At 68.4% G+C, this 23,515-nt stretch carries 24 protein-coding genes and 1 pseudogene; 16 read left to right on the top strand and 9 right to left on the bottom strand.

The genetic code is table 11. The features are described 5' to 3' along the window. Positions 1-7 precede the first annotated feature (7 nt). Positions 8-1,915, top strand: coding sequence for a DUF262 domain-containing protein (locus tag QM699_RS08300; protein WP_415010688.1), 1,908 nt, complete (start codon positions 8-10; stop codon positions 1,913-1,915). Positions 1,916-2,017: 102 nt separating this feature from the next. Then, positions 2,018-3,075 (top strand): IS630 family transposase gene (locus QM699_RS08295; RefSeq protein ID WP_415009400.1). Its coding sequence is split into 2 segments (ribosomal slippage): positions 2,018-2,498 and positions 2,498-3,075, totalling 1,059 coding nucleotides; the frame shifts between segments, so codons are not numbered across the junction. Positions 3,076-3,233: 158 nt separating this feature from the next. Here the strand turns inward: QM699_RS08295 and QM699_RS08290 are convergent. Then, the gene (locus tag QM699_RS08290) at positions 3,234-3,596 is read right to left on the bottom strand and encodes a hypothetical protein (protein ID WP_415010687.1); all 363 of its coding nucleotides are present in this window, start codon (positions 3,594-3,596) and stop codon (positions 3,234-3,236) included. After that, entirely contained in the window at positions 3,593-4,069 is a 477-nt protein-coding gene (locus QM699_RS08285) for a rod-binding protein (RefSeq protein ID WP_415010686.1), read from the bottom strand. The genes QM699_RS08290 and QM699_RS08285 overlap by 4 nt, the downstream gene beginning before the upstream one ends. A gap of 22 nt (positions 4,070-4,091) precedes the next feature. Between QM699_RS08285 and QM699_RS08280 the strand changes: the two genes are divergently transcribed. Together QM699_RS08280 and QM699_RS08275 are read left to right on the top strand one after the other, a co-directional pair. Then, positions 4,092-5,420 carry a flagellar hook-length control protein FliK gene (locus tag QM699_RS08280; RefSeq protein WP_415010685.1) on the top strand — a complete coding sequence of 443 codons (1,329 nt, stop codon included), beginning with the start codon at positions 4,092-4,094 and terminating at the stop codon, positions 5,418-5,420. 24 nt (positions 5,421-5,444) lie between these two features. Further along, positions 5,445-5,921, top strand: a pseudogene (locus QM699_RS08275) (flagellar hook capping FlgD N-terminal domain-containing protein); the annotation flags it as partial. A 66-nt stretch (positions 5,922-5,987) separates the two neighbouring features. On the opposite strand, the gene QM699_RS08270 reads toward QM699_RS08275, so the two are convergent. Beyond that, positions 5,988-6,410, bottom strand: coding sequence for a DUF3072 domain-containing protein (locus tag QM699_RS08270; RefSeq protein ID WP_415010684.1), 423 nt, complete (start codon positions 6,408-6,410; stop codon positions 5,988-5,990). A 366-nt stretch (positions 6,411-6,776) separates the two neighbouring features. After that, complete coding sequence (locus tag QM699_RS08265) at positions 6,777-7,184, bottom strand: hypothetical protein (RefSeq protein WP_415010683.1); 408 nt, start codon at positions 7,182-7,184, stop codon at positions 6,777-6,779. Between the two features lie 144 nt (positions 7,185-7,328). Between QM699_RS08265 and QM699_RS08260 the strand changes: the two genes are divergently transcribed. The 3 genes from QM699_RS08260 to QM699_RS08250 all read left to right on the top strand — a co-directional run bounded on the left by QM699_RS08260 (position 7,329) and on the right by QM699_RS08250 (position 8,720). Then, positions 7,329-8,000 carry an alcohol dehydrogenase catalytic domain-containing protein gene (locus QM699_RS08260; protein ID WP_415010682.1) on the top strand — a complete coding sequence of 224 codons (672 nt, stop codon included), beginning with the start codon at positions 7,329-7,331 and terminating at the stop codon, positions 7,998-8,000. A gap of 7 nt (positions 8,001-8,007) precedes the next feature. After that, positions 8,008-8,382 (top strand): zinc-binding dehydrogenase, encoded by a 375-nt coding sequence (locus QM699_RS08255; RefSeq protein WP_415010681.1) that lies wholly within the window; start codon positions 8,008-8,010, stop codon positions 8,380-8,382. 77 nt (positions 8,383-8,459) lie between these two features. Further along, positions 8,460-8,720: a ribbon-helix-helix domain-containing protein gene (locus QM699_RS08250; protein WP_415010680.1), complete on the top strand. Its 261-nt coding sequence runs from the start codon at positions 8,460-8,462 to the stop codon at positions 8,718-8,720. Between the two features lie 7 nt (positions 8,721-8,727). Here QM699_RS08250 and QM699_RS08245 read toward each other — a convergent pair whose 3' ends face one another. Together QM699_RS08245 and QM699_RS08240 are read right to left on the bottom strand one after the other, a co-directional pair. Then, positions 8,728-8,919 carry a hypothetical protein gene (locus QM699_RS08245; RefSeq protein ID WP_415010679.1) on the bottom strand — a complete coding sequence of 64 codons (192 nt, stop codon included), beginning with the start codon at positions 8,917-8,919 and terminating at the stop codon, positions 8,728-8,730. 12 nt (positions 8,920-8,931) lie between these two features. Beyond that, entirely contained in the window at positions 8,932-10,008 is a 1,077-nt protein-coding gene (locus QM699_RS08240) for a WD40 repeat domain-containing protein (protein WP_415010678.1), read from the bottom strand. 79 nt (positions 10,009-10,087) lie between these two features. On the opposite strand from QM699_RS08240, the gene QM699_RS08235 reads away from it, so the two are divergent. Beyond that, a complete protein-coding gene (locus tag QM699_RS08235; protein ID WP_415010677.1) occupies positions 10,088-10,351 on the top strand; it encodes a hypothetical protein in 264 nt (87 codons plus the stop codon). Here QM699_RS08235 and QM699_RS08230 read toward each other — a convergent pair. Then, positions 10,345-10,779 (bottom strand): hypothetical protein, encoded by a 435-nt coding sequence (locus QM699_RS08230; RefSeq protein WP_415010676.1) that lies wholly within the window; start codon positions 10,777-10,779, stop codon positions 10,345-10,347. The two genes, QM699_RS08235 and QM699_RS08230, sit on opposite strands and share 7 nt — an antisense overlap. Positions 10,780-11,271: 492 nt before the next feature. On the opposite strand from QM699_RS08230, the gene QM699_RS08225 reads away from it, so the two are divergent. The 8 genes from QM699_RS08225 (at position 11,272) to QM699_RS08190 (ending at position 20,549) form a co-directional block, all read left to right on the top strand. Next, positions 11,272-12,942, top strand: a complete 1,671-nt coding sequence (locus QM699_RS08225; RefSeq protein WP_415010675.1) for an aromatic/alkene/methane monooxygenase hydroxylase/oxygenase subunit alpha — start codon at positions 11,272-11,274, stop codon at positions 12,940-12,942. Positions 12,943-13,048: 106 nt separating this feature from the next. Further along, positions 13,049-14,119, top strand: coding sequence for an NADH:ubiquinone reductase (Na(+)-transporting) subunit F (locus tag QM699_RS08220; RefSeq protein ID WP_415010674.1), 1,071 nt, complete (start codon positions 13,049-13,051; stop codon positions 14,117-14,119). A 33-nt stretch (positions 14,120-14,152) separates the two neighbouring features. Continuing rightward, complete coding sequence (locus QM699_RS08215) at positions 14,153-15,208, top strand: aromatic/alkene monooxygenase hydroxylase subunit beta (RefSeq protein ID WP_415010673.1); 1,056 nt, start codon at positions 14,153-14,155, stop codon at positions 15,206-15,208. A gap of 11 nt (positions 15,209-15,219) precedes the next feature. Continuing rightward, a complete protein-coding gene (locus QM699_RS08210) occupies positions 15,220-15,603 on the top strand; it encodes an MmoB/DmpM family protein (RefSeq protein ID WP_415010672.1) in 384 nt (127 codons plus the stop codon). A gap of 69 nt (positions 15,604-15,672) precedes the next feature. Further along, on the top strand, positions 15,673-16,788 hold the full coding sequence (locus tag QM699_RS08205) for an NAD(P)-dependent alcohol dehydrogenase (protein WP_415010671.1): 1,116 nt from the start codon (positions 15,673-15,675) through the stop codon (positions 16,786-16,788). Positions 16,789-16,823: 35 nt separating this feature from the next. Beyond that, positions 16,824-17,846: an amidohydrolase family protein gene (locus QM699_RS08200; RefSeq protein ID WP_415010670.1), complete on the top strand. Its 1,023-nt coding sequence runs from the start codon at positions 16,824-16,826 to the stop codon at positions 17,844-17,846. A gap of 5 nt (positions 17,847-17,851) precedes the next feature. Then, positions 17,852-18,670 (top strand): iron-sulfur cluster assembly protein, encoded by an 819-nt coding sequence (locus tag QM699_RS08195; protein WP_415010669.1) that lies wholly within the window; start codon positions 17,852-17,854, stop codon positions 18,668-18,670. Positions 18,671-18,920: 250 nt separating this feature from the next. Then, on the top strand, positions 18,921-20,549 hold the full coding sequence (locus QM699_RS08190) for a molecular chaperone GroEL (protein WP_415010668.1): 1,629 nt from the start codon (positions 18,921-18,923) through the stop codon (positions 20,547-20,549). A gap of 61 nt (positions 20,550-20,610) precedes the next feature. Here the strand turns inward: QM699_RS08190 and QM699_RS08185 are convergent, their stop codons facing one another. Both QM699_RS08185 and QM699_RS08180 read right to left on the bottom strand, forming a co-directional pair. Beyond that, positions 20,611-21,423: a TIM barrel protein gene (locus QM699_RS08185; RefSeq protein WP_415010667.1), complete on the bottom strand. Its 813-nt coding sequence runs from the start codon at positions 21,421-21,423 to the stop codon at positions 20,611-20,613. A 127-nt stretch (positions 21,424-21,550) separates the two neighbouring features. Continuing rightward, complete coding sequence (locus QM699_RS08180; protein ID WP_415010666.1) at positions 21,551-23,500, bottom strand: sigma-54-dependent Fis family transcriptional regulator; 1,950 nt, start codon at positions 23,498-23,500, stop codon at positions 21,551-21,553. Positions 23,501-23,515: the final 15 nt, after the last annotated feature.

Below are 23,515 nucleotides of genomic sequence, written 5' to 3'. Positions count from 1 at the left end.
ACAGAGAATGACGGGGGCGTCTTTCCAAACAAATCCTATCGACCTTCATAGGCTGCTTGATGAGTGCCGTCGGGGCATTATCCAGTTGCCAGATTTCCAAAGAAGCTGGGTTTGGGATGAAGATCGGATCAAGAGCTTGATCGCCTCGATCTCGCGCGCCTTTCCTGTTGGCGCGCTCATGTCGCTGGATACCGGCGGGCCTGTCAATTTCAAGCCCCGCCCCGTCGAGGGCGCACCGGCGGAAGCTCGCCAGACAGCGCCGCAATCCCTCCTGCTCGACGGTCAGCAACGCATGACCTCGCTGTATCAGGTGACGTTGCGCGGCAAGGTCGTGGAAACCGTCACCCCGAAAAAGAAGCGCGTGAAGCGCTGGTTCTACCTCGATATTGCCAAGGCGATTGACGAGACGGTGGACCGCGAGGAAGCTGTGATCGGCGTACCGGAGGATCGCGTGGAGCGCACGGATTTCGGGCGCGAAGTCACCCTTGATCTCTCCGCGCCGGAAAGGGAATACGCTGCGCTGATGTTCCCCGTAAGCCAGGTGTTCGATTGGGACGCATGGCAGGACGGATTCAACGACCACTGGTCGGGCGATGAGCACAAGGCGGTGCGCGAGCAGTTCCGCACCTTCAAGAAAGAGGTGCTGGAAAACTTCAAGATGTATCGCGTGCCGGTGATCGCCCTCGACCGCTCCACCTCAAAGGAAGCCGTCTGCGTGGTGTTCGAGAAGGTGAATACGGGCGGCAAGGCGCTCGATGCCTTCGAGCTGGTCACGGCAATGTATGCCGCCTCCGGCCATGAACTGCGCAAGGACTGGTACGGCGATGAAGGTATCAAGGGTCGCCAACAGCGGCTCGCTGATACGCTACGCCCTGCGGATTCCGATGCCGGTATTCTGGCCGGTGTCGGCAATACCGATTTTTTGCAGGCCATTTCACTCTTTTTCACTCGCGACCGGCGACGCACCGCCGAGCAGGCGGGCAAGGAAGGCAAGGAATTGCCTGCGGTTTCGGGAAACCGGCAGGCACTGCTCGATCTGCCTCTTGAAGCGTACAAGAAATACGAAGCGCAAGTGGAACGCGGGTTCGTGCAAGCCGCCAAGTTCCTGCACATGCTCCATATCTATCGCATTTTCGATCTGCCCTATCAGTCGCAGATTGTGCCGCTGGCGGCAATCCTTGCCGACATTGGCGATGCTTGGGAGCATGAAGCCAACCGCGCAAAGCTGACCCAGTGGTATTGGAACGGCGTGTTCGGCGAGTTGTACGGCTCCGCCGTCGAGACGCGCATCGCCAAGGATTTCATGGAAGTGTCCCGCTGGCTGAGCGGTGGCCCCGAGCCTTCGACGGTCAGTGAAACCATCTTCCGCTCCGACCGCCTCAAAACCATGCGGATGCGGCTTTCAGCGGCCTACAAGGGCATGAATGCGTTGCTGATGAAGGAAGGCGCGCAGGATTTCCGGTCAGGCCAGAAGTTCGACCATACGGTGTTCTTCGGGGAGAACGTGGATATTCACCACATCTTCCCGCAGGACTGGTGCAAGACGCAGGGCATCAAGCCCGCCGTGTTCGATTCCATCATAAACAAGACGCCGCTGTCGTACCGCACCAACAGGATCATCGGCGGCGTAGCGCCAAACGAGTATCTGGCGAAACTAGAAAGCGGAAACAGTTCCACGCCCCCAATCGCCAGCGAGAAGCTGGATAGCTATCTGCAATCTCATTTGATCGATCCCGCCCTTCTCCGTGCCGACAAGTTCGAGGCGTTCATGGAAGATCGGCAGAAACGCCTGCTCGGTCTGATCGAACAGGCGATGGGCAAGGCTGCTTATACCGGCAACGTCCCGGAAGAAGGCGAGGACACGGAAACAACCGAAGACGACGCCGACGCAGCCTTGCTCCCTTCGACAGGCTGACGCGGCAATATCGTTATACCAGCGCGCATAGGTCCTGACTCACGCGGGGGATTCCCCTGAGGGCGTTGTCGTGATTCATCATGGAGAACGAAGGGGTTTTCCATGGCGGCAGCGATCGGGCTTCGGGGTGATCTGGATGGTGACGATCTTCGCCGGCTGGCGCGGGACAGCCGGGATGCGAAGCAGGTGCGTCGGCTGCTGGCGCTGGCGGTGATCGCGGAGGGCGGCACGCGGACGGAGGCGGCGCGGGTCGGCGGGGTCGGGCTGCAGATCGTGCGGGACTGGGTGCTGCGGTTCAACGCGGAAGGCCCGTCGGGGCTGATCGACCGGCATGCCCCCGGCAAGGCGCCGACACTGACGGCAGAGCATCGGGCGGCGCTGGCGCAGGTGGTGGAGGCGGGACCTGAGCCCTGGCGCGACGGGGTGGTGCGCTGGCGGCGGATCGACCTGGTGCAGTGGCTCTGGGAGGCGTTCCGGGTGTCGGTGAGCGAGGCGACGGTGGGACGGGAACTCCGGGCGCTCGGCTTCCGCAAGCTTTCGGCGCGGCCGCGGCACTACGCCCAGGATCCGGAGGCGGCGGCGGCTTTCAAAAAAGTCTCCCGGAGCGCGTGGCGGAGGTCCGCGCCGCGCATCCCGGCAAGCGCATAGAACTCTGGTTCCAGGACGAAGCGCGGATCGGGCAGAAGAACAAGCTCACCCGAAGATGGGCGCGGCGGGGCGCCCGACCGCGGGCGCCGCACGACCAGCGCACCGCCTGGGCCTACATCTTCGGCGCGATCTGCCCGGCCGAGGGCAAGGGCGCCGGCATCGTCATGCCGTTCTGCGACACGCCGGCGATGCAGACGCACCTCGCGGAGATCAGCACCGCGGTGGCGCCGGGCGCCCACGCCATCCTCATCCTCGACCAGGCCGGCTGGCACCTCGCCCGCGCCCTCATCGTGCCGAAGAACATCACCATCCTGCCGCTGCCGCCCCGCTCGCCCGAGCTGAACCCGGTCGAGAACATCTGGCAGTTCATGCGCGACAACTGGCTCTCGAACCGGGTCTTCAAGGGCTACGACGACATCGTCGCCCACTGCTGCGCCGCTTGGAACGACCTCGTCGACCAACCCTGGCGCATCCGATCCATCGGCCGTCGGGACTGGGCGCAAGGGTTCTGATCAATGCGGGTTGGTATTATCTATGGTAGGGCTATAGCGTAAGCGTAGTGATCATCACTATCGGTCGCGGCCCGCCAATCCATTGACAAACCGGGACCGTTGCAGACGGAGGGGGCGGGCGCCCGCGCGGGTGAGGCGCGGGCGGCCCGGAGTGTCGGTCAGGCGCGGTGGTCGCGGGTGGTCTCGGGCAGGCGCACCGCGACCGGGGCGCCGGCGGCGGTGTAGGTGCGCAGCTCGGCGCGCTCGGCGGCGATCTGGCCGATGCGGGCGATGCCCGAGCGGACCCCGGCCAGCGAGGCGAGGATCAGCCGGCTGTTGCGCTCGGCCCGGGCCTTCAGCGCCACGAGGAAAGCTTCCGGCAGGTCGGTCTCGATCTCGAGGATCTCCGCCACCGCCGCCTCGCGCTGTTCGACGATCGCCTTCAGGCCGGTCAGCGGGCCGTTGAGGATCAGCCGGCGCTCGAGGTCGAGCAGCCGGAGGACGCGCGCATAGCGGGCGGACGTGAGCATTCGGGCGATCATGCGCCGCTCTCCCTGTTCTTGATGACGTCGAAGATACGTTCGGCGAGGCCGATGCCACCGCGGGCGGCCAGAAGCTTGGCATACTGTTCTGTGAGCAGGCTGCCGAATGCCTCCTCGCCGACGCCGCCGCCGAAGCTGTCGGGCTGGGCATTGATGCCGGTGTATTGCAGCATCTCGGCAAGAAAGCTCGCCTCGAAGCCTTCCGCGGCCTTGTGGGCGGTGGCGTCGCGGGTGGCCTCGGCCGCTGTTTTCGGCGCGGCCGTGCCCGCCGCGGTCTTCGGGGCGACCGTGCCGGGCGAAGCTGTCGTCGCCGCGGCAGCCGCCGATCCGGCGGCCGTTTTCGATCCGGTCGCGCCGGGCAAGGCGAGGGGGGAAAGCTGCATCGGCGTCTCCGGGGGGCGTGGGCGACGCAGCGAGCATTGCGGGCGGCCGGTAAAGAAATCGTAAGGCTTGCGGCGCATCAGGGAACCCACGCCCCCCGCGCTCGGAGATGCGATGTTCGCCCCGGATCCGGCCCTCGCTGGCCTTCTTCCCGCCGTCAGGCCGACGGCCCGCGCCCCCGCACCGTCCAGCAAGGCCGAGGCGACCGGGACGGGAGCCACCGAGTCAGATGCCGCCGCGACCGGCGGGCCCGCCTTCGACCTGGCGGAGGACACCGGCGCCCGCCCCGACGCGCCGGCCGAGCCGGGCGAGGCCCTGGCCCCGCGCGGGAGGCCGGCGGTGCCGGCCGAGGACCAGACCGCCGCCGACGCGCCGAACGACACCGCGAGCGACGTTCTGCCCGCGGCGAATGCCGCGGCGATCGCGGTCGCCTGGCCCCAGACGCCGGCCGCCGCACCGACCGCGGCAGGCGCGGCCACGCCGCAGCCGGCCGTCGGCGCAACAGGGGCCACGACCGGGGCGGCGCCGGCTGCCACGGCCATCGCGGCGGCGCTCCCGGCAGCGGCGGTCCCTGCGTCTGCAGGAGGGACCCCCACGGCGCTCGCAGGACCTGACCCTGCCACGGGCGCTCCGGCGACCGCTGGCGTCGCCGCCGCGGGCGTGCCCGCCGCCGGGTTGCCTGCCGCCGATCTTTCCGCCGCGGGGGTGCCGGCCGCCGGCCTGCCTGCCGCGGGGCGCCCGGTCGAGGGCAAGGCGCGCGCGGAAGGCCCGGACGTCGACGCGTCGGCATCCGATGCGCCGCCCGCCTCGGTCGATGGCGCCACCCCGACCGCGCACCGGCACGCGAGCGCCGTCGCCGCGCCGGCGTCGGTGCCGGATCCGGCTGCGGCGCTCGCAACCGCGACACCGACTTCGGATGCCCCGGCCCCGCAGCCGATGCTGGTGGCCGCCCCCGGTCTTGCCGGCTGGCATCTGGTGCCGCAGACGCTGGCCCCCGCCGCTGCGCCCGTGGCGGATGCCGCGGCGATCGTCCGGCCGGAGGCGGTGGCCGGGCAGGTCGCGATCGCCGTCGGCAAGGCGGGCGCCGCGCGCAAGATCGAGCTGCGCCTCGACCCGCCCGAACTCGGCCGCGTCGAGATCCACCTCACGCCCACCGAAAAGGGCGGCGTGCACGCGACGGTTGTCGCCGAACGCGCCGACACCCACGACCTTCTGCGCCGCCACGGCGAGGTGCTGGCGCGCGAGCTGGGCAATGCCGGGTACTCCGGCGTGAGCCTGAGCTTCAGCGCGGGCGGCGACGCCGCGACCGGACGCAACCTTCCCGCGCCGGTCTCGCCGGACCCCGCCTTCGCCCTCGCCACCGACACCGGCGAGACGGCGGCCCCCGCCGCGGTCCCCCGGCCGCTGTCGGTGGCCGACGGCGGCCTCGACATCCGCCTCTGACCCCATTCGCGAAGGAGCGACCCGATGACCGTGACCAGCCCCAGCGCCGCGACGACCACCAACACCACCACTGCGGCCTCGGCGACGACGAGCACCGCGTCCACGTCGAGCAGCACCGCCGCGAAGTCCGCGATCAACGCCGATTTCGACACCTTCCTGAAGCTGCTGACCACCCAGATGCAGAATCAGGACCCGCTGCAGCCGATGGACTCCACCGAGTTCGTGGCGCAGCTCGCGAGCTTCTCGGCGGTGGAGCAGCAGATCCGCACCAACGACCAGCTCGAGAGCATCCTCGGCGCGGTGTCGACCGGCAACGCCAGTGTCGCGGAGTGGATCGGCCGCTCGGTGCAGGCCCCGGCAAGCGCCGACTTCTCGGGCGATCCGATCGACGTCGCCGTCACCGCCGCCGATGGCGCGAACAGGACCACGCTGGTGGTGAAGAACGACTTCGGCAACACCGTGCTGGAAAAGCAGGTGGATGCAAGTTCGGGCACGGTGACGTGGGACGGCAAGGATTTCGACGGGCGCCACCGCCGCCGACGGCCGCTACAGCTTCACGCTCAACAGCTACAAGGACGAAGACCTGCTCGGGAGCGACACCGGCAAGGTCTTCACCACCGTCGACGAGGTGCGGATCGTCGATGGCTCGCCCGTGCTGGTCGTCGCCGACGGCTCGCAGGTCTCGCTCGACGACATCAGCGCGGTCAAGTAGGGCCCGGCTGGCGGCGGCGCGGCCGGACTTATCCGGCCAGTCGCGGGATTCTGCGTCTTCAGCTGGTCGATCAGCTCCGAGGCGGCGGCCTTGGTGAGCGTGGCGTCGTAGTCGACGCCGGCCTCGTCGCAGAGCGTCTTGAGATAGGCGGCCTGCGCCCCTGTCATCGGCTCGTCCCCCGTCACCCAGTCCTTCGGATCCTTCGAGGTGTTGGAATACTCGGCCGGGTCGGGGTCGCCGGTCTTGTTGGGGATCGCGTCGTCGGGATCGTCGATCATCGTCGGTACATCCTTGTCCTGTCAGGCTGTTTGCGCGCCGCAGGGGCAACGCCGGGCGCCCGGCGGCGGTTCCGGGGCGTGGCGGCCGTGCCACAGGACGATAAGATGTTCGTTACAACGCGCGCGGCCCTCCTGAAACCGCCGGATGGGAGTCGTATACTATGCCATACCGCGGCGCGACCGCGGGTGAATGGCAGGACAAGGGAGTACTGAGTGATGGACAGCAGCGACAAGAGCCCGGCTCCGGCGCCGCAAAAGCCGGCACCAAAGCCGCCGGTCGGTGTGAAGTTCAGCGACTGGGCGTCGATCTGACGACGACGCCAGGGCGGCCTCGGCGCCGTCGCGCCGGGGCAGGGGCCCGAGACCCTAGCGAATTGTCGGCATCGTCGGGGTGGGCCGCGCCGCCAGCGTCTTCTTGAACACGACGAGCGGCAGCAGCAGCATCGCGACGACGCCGAACACCCACACCACGAGCGTCGCGATCACCCATGTGCTTGCGCCGGTGATGGCGATGCCGGTGCTGAGCCAGGTCGTGACCAGCAGGCCGACGAACGTCGAGACCAGCGCGATGCCGCCGGTCAGCGCGCGGGCGTATTTCAGCGACAGCTTGAAAACCAGCGGCGCGAGGATGACCCGTGCCGCGCTGAAGATCGCCACCGCGATGAAGAAGCTCGCGACGCTGAGCGTGAAGCCGGGCAGCAGCAGGGCCGCCACGATGAGCCCGATCGCATTCGCGATCAACTCCACCACCGTCTGCGCAATCAACCGGACCATACCGTCTCCTCCCGTCGCGCCCGACGCTAAGCGCCGGGTTCCGGCATTGCAAGCAACTCCTGCGCGATGACGCCTGCGCCGATTCCATTGGCACGCTGCTTGCTTGAAGCTTTGGCAATGACCACGCCATGGAGGAAACGCGTGATGAAGGCCCAGGTCCTTAACCGCTACGACGAGACGCTCACCGCCGATACGTGGGTGACGCTCCAGGATGTGCCGGACCCGAAGATCACCCGCTCGACCGACGTGATCGTGCGGATCGGCGGCGCCGGCGTCTGCCGCACCGACCTGCACATCATCGAGGGGGTGTGGAAACCGCACATGGACCCGGACGGCCACCATCTGCTGCCGCTCATCATGGGCCACGAGAACGCCGGCTGGGTTGAGGAGATCGGCAAGGAGGTCGAGGGCCTGAAGGTCGGCGACCCGGTGATCGTCCACCCGAAGATCTCCGGCGGCACGTGCCTCGCCTGCCGCCGCGGCCACGACATGCACGGCCCGGGCACCTTCCCGGGGCTCGATTCCAACGGCGGATATGCGGAGTACCTCGCCACGTCCGAGCGCAATATCGTCGCCCTGCCGAAGACGCTGTCGCCGAAGGAGGTGGCGCCCTACGCTGACGCCGGCCTCACCGCGTATCGGGCGGTGAAGAAGGCGACGCGGCACCTGCTGCCGGGCGAGAGCGTGGTGGTGATCGGCGCCGGTGGCCTCGGGCACATCGCGATCCAGTGCCTGAAGGCGATGTGCGCCGCCGACGTCATCGTCGTCGACAAGTCCGCCGAACTCGCTGAAGCTTGCGGAGAAGATCGGCGCTGACAGGCTCGTGAAGGCCGACGGCAACGAGGTCGAGGGCGTCCTGGCACTGACCCAGGGCCTCGGCGCCGAGGCGGTCATCGACTTCGTCGGAGAGAAGGGCATGACGGCCAAGGGCCTCGCCATGACCCGCGGCATGGGCAGCTACTACGTGGTCGGCTATGGCGAGAACATCGTGGTGCCGACCGTCGACATGGTCATCACCGAAAAGAACATCATCGGCAATCTGGTCGGCACCTGGGCCGAGCTCGTCGAGCTGATGGCGCTCGCCGACCGGGGTCTCGTGAACCTGACGACGGTCGACTACTCCCTCGCCGACGCCAACAGGGCGCTGCAGGACCTGAACGCCGGCCGGATCCACGGCCGGGCCGTGCTGATCCCCTGACCCTCGCACGGACGGGGCGGCCGCGCGCGCGGCCGCCCGGGCAGGGTCGGGTGCGAGGGGGCGAACGGATGTGTGGATTGCTATCGAGAGCCGGCGTGCAGCCGTTCCAGCGGATCAGCCGGTCGCTCCGGATCGGCGGGCACGCCACGAGCATCCAGCTCGAGGCGGCGTTCTGGGAAGTGCTCGACGCCATGGCGGCGCGCGACGGGGTAACGACACCGAAGCTGATCGCGGCGCTGCACGAGGAGTTGGTGGAGATCGAGGGCGGAGCGAGCAACTTCGCGTCGACGCTCCGAACCCTCTGCCTGCTCTACCAGCGCGGCATTGCGCGCGGCTAGGAGAGGCTCAGTGCGGCTTCGGCTCCAGCCGCCCCTCGCCGATCCAGCGCGCCGCCAGAACCAGCGCGCCCATGGCGAAGTCGCGGCCGTGCGCCTCGGTCATCTCCTGCGCGATCTCGCCGAGCCGGGTGAAGAACGCGTCCTTGCTCAGCTCCTCCGGTGTCAAGGCGGCGGGGGTGGTGGTGGTCTGCGTGGTCACGGATTCCTCCTCCTACTTGAACATGGTCCGCGGAAAGCTGGCAATCGCGGCGGTGCCGCTTGCGTCACCGATCGCCAATTGCCGCCCGTCGGGCGAGAATGCAAGGCAGGTGACGGCGGCGCCGCCCTGCCGCAGCATGAGTTCGTCGCGCGCGCCGACCTGCGCCAGCACCACCTGGCCGTTGGCGTAGCCCGCGGCGATCAGCGGCCGCCCCGGGTGCGCCGCGACCGCCTCGACGACCACCAGCCCCGGCTGGCCGGTGACGAGCGCGCGCTCGGTCGAGGGCAGTGCCGCCGCGTCCCAGGCGGCGATGCGAAAGGCGCCGGACGCCGCGATGGCGTTCGCCTGCCGGCTCCAGGCGAGGCTGCGCACCGCTGCGGGAAAGTTGCGCAGGTGGATCGGCGCCGGCGTCTCCGCGTCGACGAGCGCCAGCCCGTCCACCCCGAGCGCCACGGCGAGCCAGCGGCCATCGTCGCGCCACAGGAGCCGCCCGGCGTTGCGCAGCGCCACGGTCTCCTCGGCCTCGCCGGCGAACAGCACGACCTGCGCCGCATTGGCCGCGGCGAGGCGCTGGCCGTCCGGCGCCAGCGCGAGGCTGCGGAATCCCGGGATCGCCCGGCGCTCGACGGCGCCCGCGCGCAGCGTCGCCAGCGTCTGCCCATCGGCCGCGACGGTGACGCCACCGGCATGGTCCAGCGCCACCACCTTGCCGCCGAGGCTCAGCACCGGCTCCGCCGCCCCCTCGGCATCGAGGCGCCGCACCCGACCGTCCGCGTCGCCGGTGAGGAACCCGGTGCCCGCCGCCACCAGCGTCGGAGCGCCATCGGCGAGGCTCGTCACCGCGGCGAGCGGCGCCGGCTCACGGGTGCGCGGCCGGATCGTCGTCTGCCCGAGGTCGCCGGTCACGCGGATCCGGCTGTCCGGCGGCTCCTCGTCGGGCGTGCCGGCGATCAGCACTGCGCCGGCCTCGGTGGCGAAGGCCGCCGTGCCGTCGGCGGCGAAACGCACGTCGGCGATCGCCGCCGTGGTCTGCCAGCGGCGGGCGATCAGGTCGAAGAGCGTGAGCGTCCGGGTGCTCTGGTCGTTCATGGCGGTCTCCCCTTGGGGCGCACGCACGCGGCTGCGCAGGATGAGTCAAGCAATTCGCGGGCCAACTCTGGAGAAAGCCATGTTCGACAATGCCGGCCGGGTGATGTTCACCGCGCTTCACGCAGCCGCCGAGGCCCGCCTCGGCCCGGACCACCCCTGCACGCGGGCGCTGGCCACCGCCGCGCGGACCCCCGAGCCAGAGGCGGTGCGCGCTGCCGAGAGCCTGCTTCGCGCGCTGCCGGACACCGACCGAACCGCCCTGATGCAGGCGGCGCACCAGGCGCTGCGGACGGATCCCGCCGCCTGGCTCGCCGTCTGGCCGGATGGCAAGCGAGGTCACTGACCGGCGCGCGGCTCCGGCACACGGTAGCCGTCGAGTTCCGCCGGCAGCGCTGGCGCCTGCGCGCGGAACTGGCGCTCGGCGAGGTCGATGTGGCTGCGCAGCTCGTCCCAGACGTCGACGCTGAGCAGCGACGCGACATCGCCGATCAGCCGCTCCATTTCCGGCAGGCGCACCTGATGCGCCATGGCGAGGCCGGCGAACACGAAATCCCGCAGGGTGAGCGCGTGGGTCTCGATAAAGCCGTGGATCATCGGATGGCTATCCTGCGTCACGCCGTGACTGGCCAGTTCCGTGGCGATGAAATCGTGGAAATGCCGCTGCAGCCGCAGCTGGCTCTCGCCGAGGAAGCGCAGCATGAACACCGCGTCCCGCGGCATGAGCCGCACGAGGTCGGCGGCGACGTCCTGGAGCGGTGGCGTGTCGGTCACGGCGGGCTCTCCCCAAATTCGCCGGAATAAATACGCCGCTGCCGAATATTGTCCAGATGGTCATTTCGCATGTGCAAATACAATGTTGCGTACGCAAAATAACCAGTTGCGCAACATCTGTAACTTACATCTGTAACGAAACGTTACGCCTCACCCGCGCGCACGGCCGGAGATGCCCGAAAGCCACTCCGCCAAGCCGATTTCCGAGCTGGCCCGAGTTGGCACGCCGCTTGCGTGTAACCCGTCAGAAGAAGCCCATCGGGTCACTGGCCCGATGCCAAAAGAACGAAGGAAACGCGCCAGAGGCTCCGAACGCCGGCACAGGCCCCGATGGCCTCGGCCGGCTCCCGCCGCCAGCGACGCGACACCTTTGCCGGATCCACCGAACGACGGCCCCGAGGGGTCGCCGCTCGAAAGCGAGAAACTGGCGGCGGTTCGCGCCGCGATGGCCGGGGCAACGCGCCCGGCGCAACGGGTGGAGGCTTTCCGACGATGACGTCACTGACGCTCAACAAGATCACCTCGCAGCGGGGCATTCCCGTTGGCGAAGCCACGAAACGCATTTCGGACCTCGGGTGGCAGCCCACCTATGTCCAGGAAGCGAATACCTTCCCGACCGACTACAAGATCGCCAAGGCGCCGCGCGACCCGATGAAGCAGGTCCTGCGCTCCTATTTCCCGATGCAGGAGGAAAAGGACAACCGCGTCTACGGCGCGCTCGACGCGGCGCTCCGCGGCGACATGTTCCGCAACGTGGAACCGCGCTGGGTCGAGTGGATGAAGCTCTTCCTCGCGATCATCCCCTTCCCGGAGATCTCCGCCGCCCGCTCGATGGCGATGGTGGCAAGGCTGGCGCCGGGCGAGGATCTGCGCACCGGCTTCACCATGCAGATGGTCGACGAGTTCCGCCATTCCACGATTCAGATGAACCTGAAGAAGTGGTACATGGAGAACTACATCGACCCCGCGGGCTTCGACATCACCGAGGAAGCCTTCGGCAAGTGCTACGCGACCACGATCGGCCGGCAGTTCGGCGAGGGGTTCATCACCGGCGACACGATGACCGCCGCGTGCATGTACCTGACCGTGGTCGCGGAGACCGCGTTCACCAATACGCTCTTCGTCGCCATGCCGTCCGAGGCCGCCCGGAACGGCGACTACGCGCTGCCGACGGTGTTCCTGTCGGTCCAGTCGGACGAGAGCCGCCACATCGGCAACGGCCACTCGCTGCTGATGGCCGCGCTGAAGGAGCCGGAGAACCACCTGCTGCTGGAGCGCGACCTGCGCTACGCCTTCTGGCAGAACCACGCGATCGTCGACGCCGCGATCGGCACGTTCATCGAATACGGCACCACCAACCGCGACAAGAACAAGGAATCCTACGCGGAGATGTGGCATCGCTGGATCTTCGAGGACTACTATCGGACCTACATGCTGCCGCTCGAGAAATACGGCGTGAAGGTGCACCACGACGACGTGCATGAGGCCTGGAACCGCATCACCAAGAAGCACTACGTCCACAAGGTCGCGCAGTTCTTCGCGGTCGGCTGGCCGGTGAACTTCTGGCGGATCGAGGCGCAGCGCGACGCCGACTTCGAGTGGTTCGAGTCGAAGTACCCGGGCTGGTACGCGCAGTTCGGTGAGTTCTGGAAGTGGTACGACAAGCTCAGCCACAAGGGCCAGAAGGTCATCACCTTCGCCCAGGAGGAAACGGGCTACGTCTACCCGCACCGCTGCTGGTCCTGCCTCGTGCCCTGCCTCATCCGCGAGGACATGGTGGTGGACGAGATCGACGGGCAGCTCCACACCTTCGCCCACGAACTCGACCGCTGGACGGCGGTGGAAGCCTTCGCCGAGGAATACCAGGGCCGGCCGACGCCGGCGATGGGCCGCTTCTCCGGCAAGCGCGAGTGGGAGACGCTCTACCACGGTTGGGATCTCGCCGACGCGATCAAGGACCTGAACTTCGTCCGCCAGGACGGCAAGACGCTGGTCCCGCAGCCGCACCTGCGCTTCGACGACAAGGAGATGTGGACCCTCGACGACGTGCGCGGCAACACGCTCATGTCGCCGCTGACGATCCTGCGCGAGATGACCCCGGAGGCGCGCGAGGCGCATCTCGCCGAGTACCGCGCCGGCTTCACCATCAAGCCCTGCAACTGATCCTCAGAAGGCGCCCGACCCCAAGGGGGCGTGCCCACCCTCCCCGCCGGCCGCGGGGAGGGACCTGGAAGGGTTTGGCCGAGAGGGATTGGAAAGGAGATCCGGGATGACCCATACGGTCCGCCTTGAGCCGGTCGGGGTCGAGTTCGACGTCGAGGACGGCGAGACGGTGCTGAACGCCGCTTTCCGGCAAGGCATCGCCCTGCCGCACGGCTGCAAGGAAGGCCAGTGCTCGGCGTGCAAATGCATCCTGAACGAGGGCGAAGTCGACCTGCTCAAATACTCGACCTTCGCGCTCAACGACATGGAGCGCGAGAGCGGACACATCCTGCTCTGCCGGTCGATCGCCTATTCCGACATGGAAGTCGAGCTTCTCAACTACGACGAGGAGGTGCTCGCGAAGGCGATCGCGGTGAAGCCCTACAAGGGGCGCATCACCGAGATCGACCATCTCACCCATGACATCCGGGGCATCGCCATCGCGCTCGACGCGCCGATCAAGTTCTGGGCCGGGCAATATGTCGACATCACCGTCACCACCGAAAAAGGGGAGACGATTACGCGCTCGTTTTCCATGGCAAATACGCCGGAGCAAGCCGAAACCCTGCGCTTCATCATCAAGAAGTACCCCGCCGGAAAGTTCTCCAACGAACTCGACGCCGGCGGAATCCGGGTCGGGGCCGACGTCACCGTCGTCGGACCCTACGGAACCTGCTTCCGACGCGAGGACCGGCAGGGCCCGATGGTGATGGTGGCGGCCGGCTCCGGGCTCTCGCCGGTCTGGTCGATCCTGCACGATCACCTGGCGAGCGGCGAGGACCGCGAAGTCTGGTTCTTCTACGGCGCGCGCACCCGGGCCGACCTGTTCTATCTGGACAGGATCGCCGCGCTCACCGAGGGGAACCCGAACGTCCACTTCATCCCCGTGCTGTCCCATGCCGACGATGATGCCGAGTGGCAGGGCGCGCGCGGCTTCGTGCACGAGCGCGTCGCCGACAGGCTGAAGGAACTCGGCATCGACGGCGAAGGCGACGTCTACGCCTGCGGGCCGCCGCCGATGATCGACGCGCTGGAGCCGGTGCTGTTCATGGCCGGCTTCGAGAGCGAGCGCATCCACTTCGACCGCTTCACCACTTCGACGAATGCGACTCCGGGCCAGCTCGTGCCGGCCCGGTAGAAACCCAGAAAATCCTTAAGGGAGCGAACCATCATGCCAGCCATCTCCAGCTCGGTCGGATCGGGCGCCGCGGGAGCCGCCATCTTCGCCGACAGCGACAGCCGCAAGTACCGCTACTTCCAGCCGCGCGGCCAGCGCGCGACCCACTACGAGGATGTCACCGTCGACGTCCAGCCCGACCCCGAGCGCTACCTGATCCAGAACTGGATCATCGAGTTCGCCGACGGCAACGGCGCCTACATGAAGGACTACACCCGCGCCCTTTCCTCCAACTGGCACGCCTTCCGCGCCCCCGACCAGGAGTGGGAGCGCACCCACTACCAGCGCCAGTCCCGCATCGAGACGATGGTGCAGTCGGTCATCTCCAACGCCCGCAAGTCCGGCGCGCCGCAGACCTTCGACCGCGCCTGGCAGAAGATCCTCCAGAACCACCTCGGCGCGTGGAAGCACGCCGAGTTCGGCCTCGGCACCTCGCTGATGCAGGCGCAGCGCTACGGCTACACCCAGATGATCAACAACGCGACGCTGACCAACAGCTCGTACAAGCTCCGCCTCGCCCAGGACATCACCCTCTACCTCGCCGAGATCGGCATGGAGATCCCCGGCTGGGACGACGCCGCCGGCAAGGAACACTGGCTCACGGACGAGAAGTGGCAGGGCACCCGTGAGGCCGTCGAGACGGTCATGGGGACGACCGACTACCTCGAGCAGTACTTCGCCACCAACATCGTCTTCGAGCCCCTCGTCGGCGAGCTGTTCCGCTCCGGCTTCCTGATGCGGGTGGCGGCGGCGAACAACGACTTCGTGACTCCGCCGGTCATCTCGGCGGCCGAGGCCGACTACGAGCGCAACCTCGCGAACACCATTGACCTCATCTACCTGCTCGCCAACGACGAGAAGCACGGCGACCACAACCGCTCGCTCTTCAAGGCCTGGCTCAAGATCCACCGCCCGCTCGCGGAGAAGGCGGCCCGCGGCCTCCAGCCGATCTGGTCGGAGCCCCATTCGAAACCCGTCTCGTTCGAGGACGTGCGGGCGCAGTCCGAGGAGCGGATCAGCCAGATCCTCGGCGAACTCGGCCTCAACTAGGAGCCACGGACATGAGCGACACCGCAACCGACGCTAGCCGCAACGCAACCCACTCGAACACCATCTTCAAGTCGATGAAGGACATCACGTTCGAGCAGACGATCTCGCACCAGTGCGGCGTCACGATGAACAACTCGGTCGAGGCGCGCGCCATCGCCGAATTCATGGGCCAGAAGGACGGCGTCATCGTCACCTACCAGCCGGCGATGATCCGCATCGACGGTGACGGCAAGCTGATCTTCAAGATGGACGAGATCTCGGACTTCCTCGGCCGCGAGATGACGGCCGAGATCTTCGAGGTGAACACCTCGACCCACTACGGCCGCATGGTCCGCATCGACGACAACACCGTCATCCTCTTCGGCAACATGGACGAGGTGATGGAGTTCATCTGACGCCTTTGGAAACGGCGGGGGCGGCGGCTTCGCCGGCCCCCGAACAAGACCAAAACGGGGAGAAAGATGATGGAAGCCACGACCCTCGCAAGCAAGCCGAAGGCAGGCAAGACATCGAAGATGAAGGCCGCGATCTTCGTCGAGAAGGGGCGGATCGTGCTCGACGACAAGCCCGTCCCCGACATCGGCCCGGGGGACGCGCTGATCCGGGTGACCACCACCACGATCTGCGGCACCGACGTTCACATCCTGAAGGGCGAATATCCCGTGGCGAAGGGCCTGACCATCGGTCACGAGCCGGTCGGGATCATCGAAAAGCTCGGCTCCGAGGTCCGCGGTTTTCAGGAGGGCCAGCGCGTCATCGCCGGCGCCATCACCCCCTCCGGCTGGTCCAACGCCTGCCTCTGCGGCTTCTGCAGCCAGGACGGCGCTGGCACGAAGCACGGCTGGCAGGCGATCGGCGGCTGGAAGTTCGGCAACACCATCGACGGCTGCCAGGCCGAGTTCGTCCGCGTCCCCGACGCCATGGCCAACCTCGCGCCGATCGACGACAGCCTGACGGACGAGGAAGTCCTGATGTGCCCGGACATCATGTCCACGGGCTTCGCCGGCGCCGAGAACGGCGGCATCAGGATCGGCGACACCGTGGCGGTCTTCGCCCAGGGGCCGATCGGCCTCTGCGCCACCGCAGGAGCGAAGCTCCTCGGCGCCACCCGCATCATTACCGTCGATGCGGTCGCCGCCCGGATGAGCATGTCACGCCAGCTCGGCGCCGACGAGGTCATCAACTTCCGCGAGGCGAACCCGGTCGAGGCCATCATGGACCTGACCGACGGCCGCGGCGTGGACGTGGCCATCGAGGCGCTCGGCACCCAGGCGACCTTCGAGGCGGCGCTGCGCGTCATCCGCCCCGGCGGCACGCTCTCGAGCCTCGGCGTCTATTCGGGCGACCTGAAGATCCCGCTCGACGCCTATGCCGCGGGCCTCGGCGAGAAGACGATCAAGACGGCGCTCTGCCCCGGCGGCAAGGAGCGGATGCGGCGCATGATGTCGGTCATCGCCTCCCGCCGCGTGGACCTGAAGCCCCTCGTCACCCACCGCTTCAAGCTCGACGACATCGAAGCGGCCTACGACCTCTTCGCCAACCAGCGCGACGGGGTCCTGAAGGTCGCCATCACGGCCTGACAAACAAGCCAGAACCCGGATTTGGGAGGACAGCCATGTACATCACCCCGGAAGGCAAGGAAATCTTCGTCGTCGACGGCCACATCCATTTCTGGGATGGCAGCCCGGAGAACCAGCGCAACATCCACGGCAAGCAGTTCGTCGAGTGCTTCTACGCCTACCACAACGCCCTCTCGCCGGAGGAAAATCGGTGGGAGAAGTCGCACTTCGAGAAGTACTCCGCCGACGACCTCTATCGCGACCTGTTCGTCGACGGCCCCGACGACATGGCGATCATCCAGACCACGGTCCTGAAGGATTTCTACAAGAACGGCTTCGGCTGCATCAAGCGGTCGCACGAGATGGCATCGCGGGCCAAGGACCGCTTCATCATCAACGGCTCCTACGACCCGCGCGATGGCGAGCTGGCGCTCGACTACATCCACCACATGAAGGAAACCTACGACATCCAGGGCGTGAAGCTCTACACCGCCGAGTGGAAGGGCGAGAGCAAGGGCTGGAAGCTCAACGACCCGTGGGCCTACAAGTGCTTCGAGCTGCTCGACAAGCTCGGGATCAAGAACGTCCATATCCACAAGGGGCCGACGATCATCCCCCTGAACAAGGACGCCTTCGACGTCCACGATGTCGACTACTGCGCCACCGACTTCCAGAACCTCAACTTCATCGTCGAGCACTGCGGCCAGCCGCGCATCGACGACTTCTGCTGGATCGCGGTGCAGGAGACCAACGTCTTCGGCGGCCTCGCCGTGGTCCTGCCGTTCATCCACTCGCGCCCGCGCTACTTCGGCGAGATCATGGCGGAGCTTCTGTTCTGGGTTGGCCCGGACAAGCTGCTGTTCTCGTCCGACTACGCGATCTGGACGCCGAAGTGGCTGGTGGAAAAGTTCTGGGCCTACCAGATCCCCGAAGACATCGCCGCGGAGCGCGGGGTGCAGCTCACCGACGAGATCAAGGAAAAGATCCTCGGTCTCAATGCCGCCCGGATCTACGGCATCGACATCGAGGCGAAGAAGGCCAAGCTTCGCGCCGCCCCGGTCTCGATCGCGGCGGAGTGAGGTCGATGCGCGAGATGCTCGAGGCCAACACCCTGCGCAGCGACGTCTGGCGCGCGCTGGCGCGGGTCGCCGACCCGGAACTCGACGAGCCCGTGACCGACATGGGCTTCATCGAGGACGTGGAGTTTGCCGGACCGCCCGACGACGCGATCGTCACCGTGGTGTTCCGCCTGCCCACCTACTGGTGCTCGCCGAACTTCGCCTTCCTGATGGCCGACGGCATCTCGCGCGAGGTGGCGGGCGTGGCCGGCGTCACCCGCGTGCTGGTTCGGCTCGAGGACCACATGCACGCCGAGGAGGTGATGGCGGCAGTCAACGGCGGCCGCCGGTTCGAGGAGGTGTTCGCCGCGCTCTGCGACGGCGCCGACCTCTCGGAGTTGCGCGCGACTTTCGACGCCAAGGCGTTCCAGCGCCGGCAGGAGAGCGTACTGGCCCGCCTGCGCGCGCTCGGCTGGTCCGATCGCTCGATCGCGGCGATGACCCTGCGCCAGCTCGACGCCGTGGATTTCGACGGTGGCGAGGCGTCGGCGCAGCGGCCGCGTTACCGCGAGGCGCTGGTCCGGCGGGGCCTCGCGCGCTGGCCCGGCGATCTCGCCTTCCGCACCTGGGAGGGCGAGGCGCTGACGCCCGAGGGGCTGAAGGACTACGTGCTGCGCCTGCGCCAGGTCAGGCTCAACATGGAGTTCTCGGGCGCGCTCTGCCGCGGTCTTCAGGGCAGCCGCTACAAGGAACTCGGCACCGTCGACGGCGAGCCGACACTCGTCGACTTCGTGCTCGGCCGCATCCCGGCGCGTACCGGCGGCGGAGCGTCGGGGTGCCTCTGAGCGAGCGGACGGGCCCGGGGATCCGCGCCCGTCCTTTTTCTTGGCGAAAATACTCCCGCCGGAGGCGTCCGGCGCTGCAACCCGCGCCACGCCTGCAGTCAGGCGGGCCTCTGCCGGAAAGGTGGGTGCCCGCACCCACCGCCTCCCGTTTGCCCGATAGTCGAACGATCTTGGTTAATCCCTTTATCATCAACAACATACCCGGACATTCACGCGTGAAATCCGGGACTGGGGAGGAAGGAAGCCTGCAATGCCCAAGGTGATGATCCACAATTCCGAGGCCCGCCGCGCGCTCGCCCGCGGCGTCTGGCAGCTCGCCGCCGCCGTCGAGCCGACCCTCGGCCCGAAGGGAATGAACGCGATGATCGACCGCCCGCTCGGCACCCCGATGGTGACGCGCGACGGGGTTTCCATCGCCTCCGAGATCGAGCTTTTCGACCGCTTCGAGAACATGGGCGCCCAGGTCGTCCGCGAGGTCTCGATGCAGACCAACGAGGTTGCGGGCGACGGCACCACGACCGCCATCGTGCTCGCCAATGCGCTCGTCCAGACGGGCGTCGAGGCGTCCGAGAACGGGGCAAAGACCGTCGATCTCTGCCGCGGCATCGACCTGGCCGTCACCGCTGTCGTCACCGCGCTCCGCGCGTCCGCCAAGCCCGCGAAGAACGGTGCGCTCGCCTCCGTTGCCGCAATCGCCGCCACCGAGCCCGAGCTCGGGGCGCTGGTCGCCGAAGCCTTCGAGAAGGTCGGCGCCGACGGCGTCATCACCACCGACTTTTCCGTCACCACCGAGACCCTGCTCGACGTGGTGGAGGGCATGTCCTTCGACCGCGGCTATCTCTCGCACCACATGGTGACCGACCAGGAGAAGATGGAGGCGGTCCTCGACCGACCGCTGATCCTGATGACCGACCTCAAGATCAAGGACCCGGCCGCTCTTGATGCCGTCCGCAGGATCGCCTCGGCCGAGGGCCGCCCCCTCGTCGTCATCGCCGAGGAGGTCGCGCCCGAGGTCGTCGTCGGTCTGCTCGGCAAGGACGGCCCCGGCCGCTACCTCGTGGTCCACGCCCCGGAGTACGGCCACTGGCGCAAGGCGCTGATGGAGGATCTCGCGATCGTCACTGGCGGCCGCGTCATCGCCCGCGACCTCGGCGGCCGCATCGAGGATGCCACCCGCGCCGACCTCGGCGGTGCCGAGCGGGTCCGCACCAGCGCGACCCATACGGCGGTGCTGAAGGGCGAGGGCGAGCCCGCCGCCGTCACCGCCCGCCGCGCCCAGGTGCAGCGCCAGCACGACATGGCCCCGCCGAACATCGAGCAGGACAAGCTGCGCGAGCGGCTTGCCAAGCTCTCCGGCGGCACCGCCGTCCTCTACGCCGGCGGAGTCACGCCCGTGGAGCAGAAGCGCACGATCCAGCTCATCGAGGACTCGCTCTCCGCCGTCCGGGCGGCGGTCGAGGAAGGGATCGTCGCCGGCGGCGGCACGGCGCTTGCCCAGATCGGCCCGGTCGTTGACAAGGTGATCGCCGAGGCAACCGGCGATGTCGCCGAAGGCGCCCGGCTCGTCCGCGCTGTCCTCATGCGCCCGCTCTGGCGGATCGTGCAGAACTCGGGCGGCGACGCCGACCGCGTGGTCGCGGAAGTCTCCGCGGTGAATGGCGGCTACGGCTACAATGCCGCCCAGGGGGCCTATCAGAACATGTACGAGGCCGGCATCATCGACCCGGTGCGTGTCACCTGTGCCGCGCTCGCCAACGCCGCCTCGGTCGCGAAGCTCATCCTGACCACCGAGACGCTGGTCGGCGACCTGCACGAGGACGAGGATCCGACCGCCGGTCCGGCCCTCGGCGGCGGCGCAGAACGCCTCGGACGGCCGTAAGACGCCCAGCCTCCCAGAGGGCGACCCGGCCGCGGGTTCCGACCCGCGGCCATTTTCGTGCTCAGGCCGCCTGCGTCGTCAGCTGCGCCTCGAGAAAGTCGAAGGACGCCCGGAGCGCCGTCGCGGGGTCGGCGAGCGCGTGGATTTCCGGCGAGAAGCACTCGTAGGAAAACGCCCCGTCGTAGCCCGCCGCGCGCAGCGCCGCGATCTGTTCCACGTTGCCGAGCCGGTCGCCCGCATCGACCAGAACCCGGTGCTCGTCCTCCATCCGGTCGGTCGGAAGGCCCGCGACCACGCCGGAAATGTGGACGATCCCGGTCAGCTTCGGGAACATCGCGCCGCCGCCGGCCAGCGTGTGATGAAAGGTGTCGTGCACCAGCCGGAACACGCCGCGCCCGTCGATCGCGTCGATCGCCGCGACCAGCTCGGCCTTGCTGCGCAGCGACGAGCGCGGGAAGCCGAGCGGCTCGACCAGCGCCACCATGCCGGCGTCCGCGAGCAGCGGCTTCGCCCCGGCGAGCGCCCGCGCGAGATTGGCCCGCCGTTCCGCCTCGCCGGTCTCGGTGCCGTCGTTGCGCGGGATCAGGCTCACGGTCTCGCCCCCCGCGGCCCCGGCCGCCGCGATCAGCTGGGCGACCTCGGCCGCGATCGCGTCGGACCACGCGTTGAACGGGTAAACCTGGCTCACGCCGAGCAGGCGCAGGCCGCGGTCGCGCACCATGGCGCCGGCCTCGGCGGGAGCCGCGCCGTCGAACAGCGGTCGCCCGAGATCGTTGCGCGCCTCGACGCCGACGCAGCCCAGCGAGGCCGCGAGATCGAGGAACGCCGCGAAGGGCAGCGTCGGGGTGGTCATCTGGTTCAGGGCCGTCTTCACGAAGCGTTTCCTCCCAATGGCGCGACAGCGCGCGCCGATCGCCGCGCACGGTGTGGCGACAGAGGCCGGATTCGGTCAATCGAGCCGCCGGCGGAATCCATCATCCCTGAGGGATTCCCGCGTCGCCTCAGCGGAACGTGCGGCGGATGCCGTAGTGATCGAGCTTGCGGTAAAGCGTCGGCCGCGAGATCCCGAGCCGCAGCGCCACCCGGGTCAGGTTGCCATGCTCCGCCTCGAGCGCGCCCTTCAGCGCCGCCAGCTCGGCGTCCTCGAGCCGCGCGCCCGCGGTGGCTGCAGCCAGAGGCACGGCGGTCGGGGCAGCCTCGGGCTGCAGGATGTCCGCCGGCAGATCGGTGAGCCGGACCACGCCGCCGGACAGAACATGCAGCCGCTCGACCAGGTTCTTCAGCTCGCGCACGTTGCCGGGCCAGTCATAGGCGCGCAGCGCGTCAAGCACCTCGGGAGCGAACTCCAGCCGGTCACGGCCCGTCCGCTCCGCGGTCGACGCGTTGAAATGCTCGAGCAGCAGCAGCGCGTCGTCGGCACGCTCGCGCAGCGGCGGCACGCGAAGCGCGACGGCGCCGACCCGGTAGTAGAGATCGCGCCGGAAGCGGCCGGCCTCGACCTCGGCGCGCAGGTCGCGGTTCGTCGACGCGACGAGCCGCACGTCGACGGGCCGCGACCGCGCCTCGCCGATCCGCTGCACCGCCCGATCCTCGAGCACGCGCAGCAGGAAGGGCTGGATGTCGAGCGGCAGCTCGCCGATCTCGTCGAGAGCGAGCACGCCGCCGCTGGCAAGCTCGAAGACCCCGGGCTTGCCCTCCCGGCTGGCGCCGGTGAAGGCGCCCGCGACATGGCCGAACAGCTCGCTGCCGATCAACTCGCGGGTGATGCCGCCGCAGTTGATGGCGACGTAGCGGTCGGAGGGGCGTGCGCTGCCGGCGAGGCGGGCGAACAGCTCCTTGCCGACGCCGGTCTCGCCCTCGACGAGGAGCGAGGGCACGTCCGGGCTGCGGGCGACGCGGGTGGCGATCTCGATCGCCTCCCGTACCGCCGGGCTCTCGCCCACGATGAGGGCGGCCGCCTCCAACACCGGATCGGCCCGGCCGGATCGCGGGCGCGTCCGGGAGGCGGGCAGCACCAGCGCCGCGCCGCGCAGGCTGCCGTCGAGCTTCAGGGGCGTGAGGTGGCATCCGCTCATGTCGGGCGGCAGCGCGCGGGTCACGTCGTCGAGAAAGCCCGTCGAGTCGGCGGGCGAGGGCACGTGCGCGGCGCAGGTCCTGAGCGGGAAGCGGCCCGCGACCTCACAGGGAATGTTGGTGCAGTAGACCGGGCGCGAGCGCCGGTCGAGGATCATCAGGCCGTCCGACCGGCGATAGTGCGGCGCCGAGGCGATGAACGCCTCGAGCAGGCGCGCCCTCTCCTCGGCCTGCTGCTCGGCGAGGGCCTTCTCGATCTCGCGGGCGGCCGCGGCGACGAGCGCGGTGTTGTGCGGCCGGAAGATCCCCGGGCGGCCGGACAGGTCGATGACCCCCACGATGCGGCCGTCGAGCGGGTCGCGGATCGGGGCGCCGGCGCAGGTCCAGCCCTTGATGCCGGCACAGAAGTGCTCGGCCGCGTGGACGAATACCGGCTCGCCGGTGAAGAGTGCGGTGCCGATGCCGTTGGTGCCGACCACGTCCTCGGTCCATTTGCCACCAATGGCGAGATGGATGTCGCGGCCGTCGTTGATGGTGCGCTTGTCGCCGATCGCATCGACCAGCACGCCCTCGTCATCGGCGAGGACCAGCATGGCCCCGGTGCCTTCGAGCAGGCTGCCCAGGCTGGCAAACGAGCGTTGCGCGGCGGCGAGCAGGTCGGCGCTGGACTGGCGAACCGCGTCGCGATGATCGCGATCGCCGGTCATCGGCGCCTCGCCCTGGATGGCGTCGATGCCGCCGTGGGCGCAGCGCTGCCACGAGTCGCCGATGAGCGAGCGCACCTGACAGGTGGGGGTGCAGTCGGTGGACCCGGCGAGCAACTGCTCCCAGGCGCCCATGGTGACACGCTCGTCATAGTCCGGCTGGGTCGCGGACACGGCGAGTCTGGAGGC

Origin of the sequence: Amaricoccus sp. (assembly GCF_047602525.1) — a bacterium.
Lineage (GTDB): Bacteria > Pseudomonadota > Alphaproteobacteria > Rhodobacterales > Rhodobacteraceae > Amaricoccus.
The sequence above is the reverse complement of the archived record's forward strand: the minus strand, read 5'-3'. Positions and strand labels throughout refer to the sequence as shown.

What these genes read in the sequence shown, in the direction of transcription:
- QM699_RS08210 (WP_415010672.1), top strand. Translation starts at nt 15,220, where the DNA reads ATGAGCGACACCGCAACCGACGCTAGCCGCAACGCAACCCACTCGAAC.
- QM699_RS08195 (WP_415010669.1), top strand. Translation starts at nt 17,852, where the DNA reads ATGCGCGAGATGCTCGAGGCCAACACCCTGCGCAGCGACGTCTGGCGC.
- QM699_RS08240 (WP_415010678.1), bottom strand. Translation starts at nt 10,008, where the DNA reads ATGAACGACCAGAGCACCCGGACGCTCACGCTCTTCGACCTGATCGCC.
- QM699_RS08190 (WP_415010668.1), top strand. Translation starts at nt 18,921, where the DNA reads ATGCCCAAGGTGATGATCCACAATTCCGAGGCCCGCCGCGCGCTCGCC.
- QM699_RS08235 (WP_415010677.1), top strand. Translation starts at nt 10,088, where the DNA reads ATGTTCGACAATGCCGGCCGGGTGATGTTCACCGCGCTTCACGCAGCC.
- QM699_RS08300 (WP_415010688.1), top strand. Translation starts at nt 8, where the DNA reads ATGACGGGGGCGTCTTTCCAAACAAATCCTATCGACCTTCATAGGCTG.
- QM699_RS08225 (WP_415010675.1), top strand. Translation starts at nt 11,272, where the DNA reads ATGACGTCACTGACGCTCAACAAGATCACCTCGCAGCGGGGCATTCCC.
- QM699_RS08290 (WP_415010687.1), bottom strand. Translation starts at nt 3,596, where the DNA reads ATGATCGCCCGAATGCTCACGTCCGCCCGCTATGCGCGCGTCCTCCGG.
- QM699_RS08265 (WP_415010683.1), bottom strand. Translation starts at nt 7,184, where the DNA reads ATGGTCCGGTTGATTGCGCAGACGGTGGTGGAGTTGATCGCGAATGCG.
- QM699_RS08200 (WP_415010670.1), top strand. Translation starts at nt 16,824, where the DNA reads ATGTACATCACCCCGGAAGGCAAGGAAATCTTCGTCGTCGACGGCCAC.
- QM699_RS08260 (WP_415010682.1), top strand. Translation starts at nt 7,329, where the DNA reads ATGAAGGCCCAGGTCCTTAACCGCTACGACGAGACGCTCACCGCCGAT.
- QM699_RS08220 (WP_415010674.1), top strand. Translation starts at nt 13,049, where the DNA reads ATGACCCATACGGTCCGCCTTGAGCCGGTCGGGGTCGAGTTCGACGTC.
- QM699_RS08280 (WP_415010685.1), top strand. Translation starts at nt 4,092, where the DNA reads ATGTTCGCCCCGGATCCGGCCCTCGCTGGCCTTCTTCCCGCCGTCAGG.
- QM699_RS08270 (WP_415010684.1), bottom strand. Translation starts at nt 6,410, where the DNA reads ATGATCGACGATCCCGACGACGCGATCCCCAACAAGACCGGCGACCCC.
- QM699_RS08205 (WP_415010671.1), top strand. Translation starts at nt 15,673, where the DNA reads ATGGAAGCCACGACCCTCGCAAGCAAGCCGAAGGCAGGCAAGACATCG.
- QM699_RS08215 (WP_415010673.1), top strand. Translation starts at nt 14,153, where the DNA reads ATGCCAGCCATCTCCAGCTCGGTCGGATCGGGCGCCGCGGGAGCCGCC.